Genomic DNA, 9,527 nt, shown 5'->3' with positions numbered 1-9,527 from the left:
GCGCGGCCTCTTGCATTAAACACAGAAGGGCATTGCTCGCGAAATGTTCACTATTCACTGTTCACTGTTAACTGCCTTTCAATCTTTCCATTTCATGATCGGCGACCACTCTCGCCATTCATCTTCCGCCTGACGGTTCAGCGGGAAGCGACGCCCTTCTTCTGCCAGCGGGCCGGGTTCGGGTGGGGTAGCGAAGCTGATACCGCCGCGCAGGAGATTCTCCAGGGAACTGGACTGAACCTCTGCCCCCTTGAACAGCCCCACATCCACAGTCAAACCGGAACTGTTCCAGAACACGCTATTGGTACGTACCAGCTTGCTGTACTCGGGTTTGATAATGGCCTGAATCTCCACATAGCGACTGCCCTCACTGAGCCTGCTGTCACCAATGGTGCCCACTTCCATATCCCGATAATAAATATGCCGGCCTTTTTTCAGGGAGCCCAATTGGTTCGCCACCAGGGTGATCTTCAACCCCAGATCCGGTTGTTGATCCGGCGGCGTTTCCAGACCGACAAATTCCTTTTTCTGTTCACCGTCACCGGGTTCCACGGCAATATATTTTCCCGACACCAGGGTATCCAGATTGCGGGCACCGGCAATGCCAAGCTCCGGCTCCACAATCCAGAATTTGCTGTTTTCACTGGCCAGCTTTTCAGCATCCCGATTCAGGCTGGCATGCACATTCACGGTCTTCAGATCTTCGCTGAGCACAATATCGTCAACACTGCCCACCGGGACACCACGGTAACGCAGCTCCACACCTGGCTTGATGCCTGCCCCGCTCTGAAAGCTGATCTCGATCTGCACATCCCGTTGCAGCAACTGATCGTAGAGCAACCAGCTCGCCACGATCAGACTGAGTAGCGGCACCAGCCAGATCGGCGAGGGCCAGTGTGATTTTTTCACTTCAGGTGTTTCCATTCTCAGACTCCACGTTGATCGGGGATGGTCTTCATCCAGAGCTGCCCAGGCGAGAACGCGTGGGCAGACAACATGGTCAACACCACCGCCAGAGCAAACGCCAGAATACCGGGCTCAGGCTTCACACTGGCCAGATTGCCAAATTCCACCAGCGCTGCCAGCAGCGCCACAACAAACACATCGAGCATGGACCAGCGACCAATCCAGTACACCAGCCGGTAGGCCCGCGTGCTCAGCAACGGGTCGGTTTCATGCGGTGCCCGCCAGTAGACAACCGCCAGCACCAACACCTTGAACAAGGGCACCAGCAAACTGGCCACCATGACAATGATGGCGATGCCGGGCATCCCTGCTTCGAACAACTGCCAGATGCCATCGGCAATGGTGCTGGTCTTGCTGCGCCCGCCCTGGGTCACCGTCATGATCGGCAACAGGTTGGCAGGTACCAGCCAGACCAGCGCGGCGATCAGCAGCGCCCAGCAGAGAGTGCGGGATTCATTCACCATGGGCACCCTCGTCATTGTGCAGGGCTATCTGCCGTTGTAGCTGATCCGGCTGGGCCAGGGTTTCCACAATCAGGCGCAACACCACCGCCATGCCCAGACAAACGATACCGGCACCCGGCGTGATCGAGGCCAGATCGCCAAGCTTGGTCATGGAAATCAGGATGCCAAGCAGAAAAATATCGGTCATGGCCCATTCCCGGCTCTGCCGGTAGATCTGCATCCAGCGTGGCGATGCCACTGGCTGTTGTTGTCGAGCCGCCCATAACAGGCGGGTCACTGCTACCAGATTCGCCAGCGGCATGATCAACAGGGTAAACAACAGCAGCAAGCCTGCGGGCAGATAGACGCCATGCATGAGGGCCACAATACAGTCCAGCAGGCTGGCGCTGTTATCCAGCCCCAGGTTCTCCAGGCGTAACAACGGCAGGGTAAGGGCGGGCACCCACAGAAAGGCGGTTGCCAACGACAGGGCCAGCAGGGAATCCGGTTTCAGACGCCAGGCGCCACTGAGCTGACAATCACAGCGGGGACAACGCCAGCTGCCTCGCCCCTTGCCTGAAGGCAGGGCCAGACGGGTATGGCAATCCGGACAGTGCAGCACGTCCGGCTGGCGCAAGGGGCGCCGGCTGAGGGAAACCTCCCTGTCCGATGGCAAAGGCAGCTCCTGTATTGAACAGATATCAAGGATGACATTGCCTGATTTGCACGTCTGTGAAAACCAGCAGGGGTTTTACGGAGTTTTATAAATGGGGAAAGGATGACTTTGCAGGAGCGCCAACATGTTGGCTGAAGGAGGCCGGAATCAGCGATGGCACTGGATGAAACACGCCCCCTGTTCTGCAGCCGTAAACACATCAGGCTTCGACTCAATTCTGGACGTGGCCTGATGCCTTTAAACAACAGCGCCCTGTCGTGCCGCTGTTCACTATTCACTGTTAACAGCTTTAATCAATCGGACCAGGGTTCTTGCGTTTTTTTACGGTGGCGAAACCGCCCTGGGTATCCGGAGCCGCAGGCTTTTGACTACGTCGAGCAGCGGGCTTTTTGGCGGGGGCCTTTTTCTTCAACGGCTTCTTGCCACCTTTCTTGGCATCCGTCTTTTTCTTCAGCTTTTTCTTCTTGCTGCCCGCAGCCTTGCCATTGGACTTGAGCTTCTTTGGCCCCAGAAACTTGCCTTTCAAGGGCTCGATGACGCGGAAATCGAATTGCTGACGCAGGTAGCGCTGAATGCTCGCCATCAGGTTCCATTCGTGGGCCGCAATCAGGGAGATCGCAGTGCCTTCACCGCCCACCCGGCCGGTGCGGCCAATACGATGCACATATTCATCACCGCTGCGAGGCATGTCGAAGTTGATCACCAGGTCCAGCCCTTCCACATGAATGCCACGGGCCGCCACATCGGTGGCCACCAGCACCCGCACACCGCCATCCTTGAGCCGGTCCATGGCCAGCTTGCGGTCTTTCTGGTCTTTCTCCCCGTGCAGCACAAAGACCTTGTGGCTGGTGGCTCGCAGTACGCCGCCCAGGCGATCCGCCTGTTCCCGGGTATTGGTAAAGATCACCGCCTTGTCATAAGTTTCGTGGGCCAGCAGCCACTGCACCAGACGTTCCTTGTGGGCCACATCGTCGGCGGTGATCACCTGTTGCAGGATCGATTCATTCAGATCGCGCACCGTGTCCAGCAACAGGAACTTCGGTTCACGCAATACATTTTCGACCACGCGATCCATGGCGTTGCCGCCGCGGGTGGCAGAGAACAGCAGGGTCTGTCGTTCGGTGCGGCACTCTGCCGCCAGCCGCAACACATCATCACTGAAACCCATATCCAGCATGCGGTCGGATTCATCCAGCACCAGCACTTCCAGATCGCCCAGCAGCAGGTTGCCCGCTTCCAGGTGCTCGATAAGCCGCCCCGGCGTGCCAATCAGGATCTCCGGATTCTTACGCATCTTCGCCGCCTGCACCTTGAAGTCCTCACCGCCGGTGACCAGCTCCGCTTTCACGAACGTATAGCGGGCCAGGGCCTCAACCTGCTTGAGTGTCTGCTGGGCCAGCTCGCGGGTGGGCAGCAATATCAGGGCACGGGTGTCGGTGCGAGGGCGCGAGTGCTGCAACAGGCCATTCAGCAAGGGCAGCAGGAAGGCCGCTGTCTTGCCGCTACCGGTGCGGGCAATTACCCGCAGGTCATGCCCCGCCAGTGCCTCGGGAATGGCCGACGCCTGCACCGGTGTGGGCTCGGTGATGTCCATTTCGGACAGGGCGCGCACCAGGCGCTCGTGGAGATTGAGTTCGGCAAAGGTGGACATGGGTTCGGCTCCGGTGTTGAGGGGGCATTGTAGCAGCTGCCGGAGTTGAAAGTTCAAAGTTTAAAGTTGAAACGCGGTTCGGGGCAGCAGGTTTTGCCATACCGTGCCCGCGATCTCCGGTAATGGCGCGGGCACAGAGGTCCAGAACGGCAAAACCCGTCTCGCGCCTTTTTAACTTTGAACTTTCAACTTTGAACTCACTCCCCCACCCACGCAAACCGCGGAATGACTTCCCCCTCCTTCTCCACCGTCTCGATGAACATGCTCAGCGGCCTGACCCACAGCGCCCGATCGCCGTAGAGCGGGAAATAGACCACCAGGGTTTCTTCGGTTTCCGAATGAGTGGCAGTGCCAATCACCTGATAATCGTTCCCCTTGTAATGACGGTAACGGCCGGGTTTGATCTCGCTCACTTCATGCTCCTCTTGCCAGACGCTCGGCGATGGCCGCCAGCACCTGGGGGTTCCAGGGCAGCCCCACATGGGTGCCCGCCACTTCCACGTTATCGGTTAGCGGCCCTTCATTTTCCAGACAGCACTGCCAACTCACAATGCCATCGTCACGGGTATAAATGGCGGTACAGGGCACCGGGGGCGCCGCGATGCGCTCACGGAAAGCATCCAGGTCCGGGTTGTGCTGCGGATTGAGCCACCGGAACAGGGCACTCACATTGTTGGCATCCGGATCATGATTGATCGGGCTGCCCAGGGTAAACACCCGGCTCACATGTTCGGGAAAGGCCCGCGCCAACTCCCGGGCAAACACCCCACCCAGACTCCACCCCACCAACGCCACCGGCTGGCCATGGCGGGCCTGAATCGCCTGCAGCTGAGACGCCAGCAACCCGCGTCGCTTGTTATTCATGCCGGTATTGGTGCCCTGGGCCCAGCCATAACTGCTGTAACCCAGGCGGCTAAGGCTACGACGCAGGGGGCGGGTACTCACATCACTGGCGCCAAAGCCAGGCAGCACCAGCACGGGCTCGCCATTACCGGCAGGCAGCTGGCGGTGCTCCAGCCCCTTCACCAGATAACGGCCATAGGCCAGCAGGGCGCGGCTTTCGCCCAGCAACAGGCGCAAGGCCGGTGGCGACAGTTTTTCGGTCATGGTGCTGCTCCACGTTCGTCCAGATCAGCAGGAATGGTACCCTGTGCAAAAAACCGTTAAATACCACGATTGACGATTGGCCCAACCGAACACACCGGCCTGAGCGCGGTCACAGACACCAGCAACAAGCCAGTAAAGAGGACCTCATGCAGAAAACCCTGATTGCCCTGACTTCCCTGCTCCTGCTGTGCGGCACCAGCCAGGCCATGGCGCGCAAGGCCGTGGAGCCCAAGAATGTTTACGGCTGGGTGGAACACACCACACTGCTGCCCTGGGGCGTAAAGCTCAAAGCCAAGCTGGATAGCGGGGCCCTGACCTCCTCACTACACGCCATCGATGTGCAAACCTTTGAGCGCGACGGTGAGAAGTGGGTGCGCTTCACCGTGAACGTGAAAGACCTGGACAGCGGTAAAATGGTCGCGAAGACCTTCGAAAAACCCCGCTTCCGTCGGGTACTGATTCGTGGTGCCGGTGGCGAGGAGCGACGCCCGGTGGTGCTGATGCAGCTATGCATGGGCGACACCCTCTATGAAGAGCAGTTCACCCTCAACGACCGCTCCGACATGAACTATCCGGTATTGCTGGGCCGCCGCACCCTGTCTCATCTGGGGTATCTGGATGTGACCGAAACCTTCCTCCACAACCCCACGTGCACCGAAGAATCAACGGTGAAGCAGCACAAGGAAGAGGACGACGACGAGGACATCCACGACTAGGAAGCCTCTGAATAACGACCGAGGCCGCGCCCGGATTCCGGACGCGGCCTCGTCAATGCAGCCCAATCAAACCTCGATGCCGCGTTGCAGCTTGAAGCTTGTACCTGCCGTTACGCCGGATTCACCTCGAAGTACCCCAACATCCCGTCCAGCGCCTCACGCAGTACATTACCCTGCAGACTGATGCGTGCTTCCAGTTCAGCCACGGCGTCCTCCGCATCCAGGCTGTCGATATTTTCCTGTAGCAGATCCAGCGCCTTGATGCGCTTGATCTCCAGCTTGTCATTCACATCCAGCTCCAGATTGTCCTGCCAGGCCAGGTTGATACGGGTCACCACCATGCCGGTTTCCAGGTGGGCGAGAATTTCTTCCTGGCCCAGATCCACGGCGGTGAATTTCACTGCCGCGCCTTCGTCCTTGGTGCCTTTCAGCTCACAGCGATCCCCCAGGGTAAAGCCTTCCGGCAATAGCTTGGTGTCACGCAGCCAGTTACTGAAGCTGGTGTAAGGGGCCGAGTTGGGAGCCGGATACGCCACCGGCAGGGTGCCGATGGCCTTGCGCAGGCACGCCACCACTTCTTCAGCACGGGTAGCGGAAGACGCATCCACCAGCACCCGCTTGCACTCGATATCGATCAGCAGGTTGGTCCGGCGGGAACGGGTAAAAGCACGGGGCATCAGTTCGAAGGTGATCTGCTCCTTCAACTCGGCCTTTTCCTTGCGGCCCACCTTGCGACCTTCCTCGTCCTGAATGGCTTCCACCTTCTCGTCGAGCATTTCCTTGATCACCGGCCCCGGCAACAGGCGAGTGGTTTCCTGATAGGTACAGTAGATGAAACCGTCCACTGCATAGGCCATGGGATCCTGTCCCTTCAGGGGCGGCACAAACCCTTCGGTGCGCAGGGTCTGGCTGCCGCAGGGCTGACAGCGATTGCTGGCCAGGATCTCATCCAGCTCGGCCACGGAAAAGGAAAAGGGCTCATCGCCCAGATACACAATCAGGTTCTTGATCCACATAGTCTCGTATCCAAAAGCCGGAGCGGAAAACAGCGCTGCCGGAAAACGGGAGGGCTGGCCACAGTAGCGAAATGCCCAGCCTGCCTCAAGCACCACGCCGTCAACTGCTCAGCAAATCGCCGCCCATTTGGCCTGTCATGACATCCCTATCTGTGGCATCAATAGACACTCATCAGCATCAGGAGGCCCCATGGATTTTTTGCGTACCCCGGATTCCCGGTTTGAGCGTTTACTGGATTACCCCTTCGATCCCCACTATGCCGACGTGGACGGCCTGCGCATGCATTATGTGGACGAAGGCCCCCGCGACGCCCACCCCATCCTCATGCTCCATGGCGAACCCTCCTGGTCTTACCTGTACCGGCACATGATTCCCATCTGTGCAGCCGCCGGGCACCGGGTAATTGCCCCTGACCTGATTGGTTTCGGCAAATCCGACAAACCCACCGACATGGCAGCCTACAGCTACCAGACCCACATGGACTGGTTGTTATCGCTGCTGGACCAGCTTGAGCTGGAGAACATCACGCTGGTGTGTCAGGACTGGGGTTCCCTGCTTGGACTGCGTCTGGCTGCCGAGAACCCGGAACGGTTCCGCGCCATCGTCGTGGGCAACGGCATGCTGCCCACCGGTGACCAGAAAGTGCCGGCGGCCTTTCAGTTGTGGAAGAATTTCGCCATCTACAGCCCGCTCTTCCCCATTGCCCGGATCATCGACAGTGGCACCTTTCGCAAGCTGGGTCCGGATGAACGGCGCGCTTACGATGCACCCTTTCCCAACCGCAAGTACAAGGCCGGGGCACGGGCGTTCCCCAAGCTGGTACCGGTGACCCCGGAGGACCCGGCCAGCGACGCCAACCGCGCCGCCTGGAAAGTCCTTGAGCAATGGGACAAGCCCTTTCTCACCACTTTCAGCAACGGCGACCCTATCACCCGCGGGGGAGACACATTCATGCAGGAACGCATCCCCGGGGCCAAGGGACAGCCCCACCAGACGCTGGTGGGTGGCCATTTCCTTCAGGAAGATTCCCCGGTGGCATTCGCCCGCGCCATCAATGATCTACTGGCCGCTCTGGCGTAGTCCGCTCCGCCGATGCCCAGCAGGCTATGACAGTTCACCCTGGGCGGCGGCCACGCCCGGGGAGAGCCGCGGCAGCAGATGTGTTCCGCTCAGGTAGCGACCAAACACCTGCGTCTCACCGAGTTGCGGATCAAAGCCGCCCTCCCTGTCCCAGGCCACCCGTCCGTTGATAATGGTGGCGCTGACAGCATCGTCATTACGTTTCACGATCCGTTGGATTTCAACATCTTCGATTGGCATGGGCGCCCACTGCACCTCATCCAGTTCATCCCCCAGCCCCTGTGGATTCACGATCACCACATCGGCCCGCACCCCCTGGCTGATGCGCCCTGCCGACAGCCCGAACCAGTCCGCCAGGTCGGAGGTAACCTGTTGCACTCCTTCTGCCACACTGATGAAAGGCACACCCTCGCGCTGCGCATCGCGAACATATTTCAGCAGGCGTAATGGAAAGTTGTACTGGGCGATGGATTCCAGATGCGCCCCGGAATCGGCAAAGCCAACATGGGTGTGGGGACTGGCCAGCAGCTTGCGCACCACTGCCGGGCGGTGATTACCATAGTTGGTCTTCCAGCGCAGAGCATTGCGATACTTCACTGCCAGATCGAAGTAGGCATCCACCGCATCCTTGCCTTCGGTCCTGCCGATTTCCTCAAAGTTCTTGCCGATCAAGCCGACATCCGGACAGTCCACCACCCAGCAATCACTGAAATCCCGATGCCAAAGGCCTTTGGTAAAGAGAGCATTCACATGCTTCTTGAACAATTTGCGAAAGGCAGGATCATCCACCTTTGCATACATGGCATCCTCATCCTTGAAGTCGCGCAGCAGTTCACCGGAGGCAAACTCTTCGAAGGCATTCACGTTGAGGCCACTGAGATAAACGGTGAACGGCGCGGGCAGGGTCTGCCAGCGAAAATTACCCCGCAGGACACGGTTGGCCAGAAAGCCGCTGAGGCGAGTGACCACGTTCAGCCAGGGATTGGACTTGAGGTCCAGGGCCGTAAGCATGGAACACTTCATCGGGCGACGAAACAGGCCGTGGGCCTGCCACAGAAAACGCACCACATTCACTTTCTTGACCGCATCGGGAGCGCCCTGCATAACCCCGTTGCGTCGCCGCAGCACCCTGAACAAACGCTTGAATTCATTCCAGCGGGCATACGTTGACGGCAACGGTCGAGACCAGGCGCGATCCCCGTCCACCTTGTCCAGCCGCGTGGTCATCAGCGACAACCCAACGCAACCGGCATCCAGGGCCTCTTCCAGCAACTGCTCCATGCGTTGCAATTCCTGTTCTGAGGGCTTCACGTCGGACGTGGCGCGTTCCAGCCCCATCACCGCCACACGCAGGTCTGAATGACCGATAAACGACCCCACATTGGGGCCCAGCGGATGGTGCTCGTAGAACCGGCGATAGCCAGCGGCATCGTTCCAGTACTTGCGCTTCTCCAGTACTGGCAACACCAGTTCCCGTGGCACCGCTTCTACCCGGGTGAAAAGATCAGAGCAATCCTCTGGCGCCGCATTGACCATGCTGATGGAGCAGGAACCAATCATTACCGTGGTCACGCCATGGCGAACCGATTCCTTCAGGGCGGGGGCTGCAATCACTTCGGCATCGTAGTGACTGTGCGTTTCGATAAATCCGGGCGTTACCCACTGGCCGGTAGCGTCGTAATAACGTGCGGCGGAATCAGCAGGCAAGGGCTGCTCACTGATGAGGGCGACCCGGCCGTCGCGGATACCCAGATGCTTGATCCCCTGGCTCTCGCCGGACCCATCGAAAACCTCACCGTGATTGATCACGATATCGTAGACGTGCTGCATGTGCTTTCCCTTTGGTCGACCTGCCGTGATGCCCGCATGGT

General features: G+C 59.1%; 10 protein-coding genes. 2 read left to right on the top strand and 8 right to left on the bottom strand.

Going from position 1 to position 9,527, the window contains the following annotated elements; translation table 11 throughout:
• Positions 1–78 precede the first annotated feature (78 nt).
• The 6 genes from HF945_RS17345 to HF945_RS17320 all read right to left on the bottom strand — a co-directional run bounded on the left by HF945_RS17345 (position 79) and on the right by HF945_RS17320 (position 4,843).
• Positions 79–924: an MlaD family protein gene (locus tag HF945_RS17345; protein ID WP_290523811.1), complete on the bottom strand. Its 846-nt coding sequence runs from the start codon at positions 922–924 to the stop codon at positions 79–81.
• A 2-nt stretch (positions 925–926) separates the two neighbouring features.
• Entirely contained in the window at positions 927–1,430 is a 504-nt protein-coding gene (locus tag HF945_RS17340) for a paraquat-inducible protein A (protein ID WP_290523810.1), read from the bottom strand.
• Positions 1,420–2,085 carry a paraquat-inducible protein A gene (locus HF945_RS17335; RefSeq protein WP_290523809.1) on the bottom strand — a complete coding sequence of 222 codons (666 nt, stop codon included), beginning with the start codon at positions 2,083–2,085 and terminating at the stop codon, positions 1,420–1,422. Before HF945_RS17335 ends, HF945_RS17340 begins: the two co-directional genes overlap by 11 nt.
• Before the next feature lie 289 nt (positions 2,086–2,374).
• A complete protein-coding gene (locus tag HF945_RS17330; RefSeq protein ID WP_290523808.1) occupies positions 2,375–3,736 on the bottom strand; it encodes a DEAD/DEAH box helicase in 1,362 nt (453 codons plus the stop codon).
• 197 nt (positions 3,737–3,933) lie between these two features.
• Positions 3,934–4,149 carry a DUF1653 domain-containing protein gene (locus HF945_RS17325; RefSeq protein WP_290523807.1) on the bottom strand — a complete coding sequence of 72 codons (216 nt, stop codon included), beginning with the start codon at positions 4,147–4,149 and terminating at the stop codon, positions 3,934–3,936.
• A gap of 1 nt (position 4,150) precedes the next feature.
• Positions 4,151–4,843, bottom strand: coding sequence for an alpha/beta fold hydrolase (locus tag HF945_RS17320; RefSeq protein ID WP_290523806.1), 693 nt, complete (start codon positions 4,841–4,843; stop codon positions 4,151–4,153).
• A 146-nt stretch (positions 4,844–4,989) separates the two neighbouring features.
• Here HF945_RS17320 and HF945_RS17315 point away from each other — a divergent pair, with 146 nt between their 5' ends.
• Positions 4,990–5,559, top strand: coding sequence for an ATP-dependent zinc protease (locus HF945_RS17315; RefSeq protein WP_290523805.1), 570 nt, complete (start codon positions 4,990–4,992; stop codon positions 5,557–5,559).
• Positions 5,560–5,669: 110 nt separating this feature from the next.
• Here HF945_RS17315 and HF945_RS17310 read toward each other — a convergent pair whose 3' ends face one another.
• Positions 5,670–6,575 (bottom strand): recombination-associated protein RdgC, encoded by a 906-nt coding sequence (locus HF945_RS17310; RefSeq protein ID WP_290523804.1) that lies wholly within the window; start codon positions 6,573–6,575, stop codon positions 5,670–5,672.
• A 190-nt stretch (positions 6,576–6,765) separates the two neighbouring features.
• On the opposite strand from HF945_RS17310, the gene HF945_RS17305 reads away from it, so the two are divergent.
• A complete protein-coding gene (locus HF945_RS17305; protein WP_290523803.1) occupies positions 6,766–7,656 on the top strand; it encodes a haloalkane dehalogenase in 891 nt (296 codons plus the stop codon).
• Between the two features lie 24 nt (positions 7,657–7,680).
• On the opposite strand, the gene HF945_RS17300 is transcribed toward HF945_RS17305, so the two are convergent.
• Positions 7,681–9,486, bottom strand: coding sequence for an N-acyl-D-glutamate amidohydrolase (locus HF945_RS17300; RefSeq protein WP_290523802.1), 1,806 nt, complete (start codon positions 9,484–9,486; stop codon positions 7,681–7,683).
• Positions 9,487–9,527: the final 41 nt, after the last annotated feature.

Source organism: Alcanivorax sp. (assembly GCF_017794965.1).
Classification (GTDB): Bacteria; Pseudomonadota; Gammaproteobacteria; order Pseudomonadales; family Alcanivoracaceae; genus Alcanivorax.
This window is presented reverse-complemented; position numbering and strand designations above follow the sequence as displayed.

Bases quoted from the DNA above. Each gene is read 5' to 3' on its own strand.
- HF945_RS17345 (WP_290523811.1), bottom strand. From the start codon at position 924: ATGGAAACACCTGAAGTGAAAAAATCACACTGGCCCTCGCCGATCTGG.
- HF945_RS17315 (WP_290523805.1), top strand. From the start codon at position 4,990: ATGCAGAAAACCCTGATTGCCCTGACTTCCCTGCTCCTGCTGTGCGGC.
- HF945_RS17320 (WP_290523806.1), bottom strand. From the start codon at position 4,843: ATGACCGAAAAACTGTCGCCACCGGCCTTGCGCCTGTTGCTGGGCGAA.
- HF945_RS17300 (WP_290523802.1), bottom strand. From the start codon at position 9,486: ATGCAGCACGTCTACGATATCGTGATCAATCACGGTGAGGTTTTCGAT.
- HF945_RS17310 (WP_290523804.1), bottom strand. From the start codon at position 6,575: ATGTGGATCAAGAACCTGATTGTGTATCTGGGCGATGAGCCCTTTTCC.
- HF945_RS17330 (WP_290523808.1), bottom strand. From the start codon at position 3,736: ATGTCCACCTTTGCCGAACTCAATCTCCACGAGCGCCTGGTGCGCGCC.
- HF945_RS17340 (WP_290523810.1), bottom strand. From the start codon at position 1,430: ATGGTGAATGAATCCCGCACTCTCTGCTGGGCGCTGCTGATCGCCGCG.
- HF945_RS17305 (WP_290523803.1), top strand. From the start codon at position 6,766: ATGGATTTTTTGCGTACCCCGGATTCCCGGTTTGAGCGTTTACTGGAT.